Source organism: Vibrio sp. 1978, assembly GCF_033344345.1.
The window spans coordinates 1-850 of the sequence record NZ_JAWPOP010000270.1 but is presented as its reverse complement, the minus strand read 5'-3'; the positions used below and the strand labels follow the sequence as shown (position 1 = coordinate 850).

Below are 850 nucleotides of genomic sequence, written 5' to 3'. Positions count from 1 at the left end.
CCAAGGCAATCTGCGGTGTAGCATTGGTTAATCGGAGAACTAAGAGCAATGTATGATGCCCATAAACTGAGCGTCACGACCCAAAACAGCATGGAGCCTTGGTGCCCCCCCCATGCCGCTGCAACCTTGTAAGCGGTTGGCAATTGGCTGTTGGAATGAGTGACCACATATTCAAGAGCAAAATTGTCTTGGATAAAACAGACAATCAGCAGTAATAGACAAACAACAGAGGCCAAACTGATGAGATGTGAGGTCGCAAGTTGGTGTTCTAACATAATGGGCTTAGCCGCTGCACGGCGATACCAATGCAGTACAGCGGAACAACTCGCCCCCATTGCGACGAAAATCAGTAAGAAGAACCCTAGTTCAGCCTCCATTGTTCCTCCTTAGACAACGGTCATTTGACCAGCATAGAGTATGAACGTACGCAGCATCAGCACGCCGACCAAACTCAATGTTGTCACGACAAAGACGTAACTACCTTTATGGCGAACTTCAGAAGGCATTAACCAGTTCAATGTTAGCGGCATCAACATACCAATCAACACAACACCAACCCAGAACCACTGCGCCCAAAAGCCGTTGGATATTGCATTCCAAGCTGCGACTTCGTTTTGTCCCCCGCTGAAAATCAGGCCAGTAAAGAACGTGACTAAAACGAACAACTCGAATAATACAACCGGACGTTCAAAGCCATGGACCCATGACACACTAGGACTGGATGTCGGCTCTTTAAACACTAAGATTCCGAACATCAAACATGCCGCTGCGCCCGAAGAAAGGCTTGAGAATAGGAACAAAATCGGCAACACCGGATTGTTAAGCATCGGGTAGGTTTTAAGTGCCGATA

The 850-nt window shown here is 47.5% G+C and carries 1 protein-coding gene and 1 pseudogene; both read right to left on the bottom strand.

Features of this window, described 5'->3' with window-relative positions; genetic code table 11:
* Positions 1-377: pseudogene (locus R8N49_RS26020) on the bottom strand (heme lyase NrfEFG subunit NrfE); the annotation flags it as partial.
* Positions 378-386: 9 nt separating this feature from the next.
* Positions 387-850 (bottom strand): NrfD/PsrC family molybdoenzyme membrane anchor subunit (nrfD, locus tag R8N49_RS26015; protein WP_318190314.1); only part of this gene is annotated, 464 nt, incomplete at its 5' end.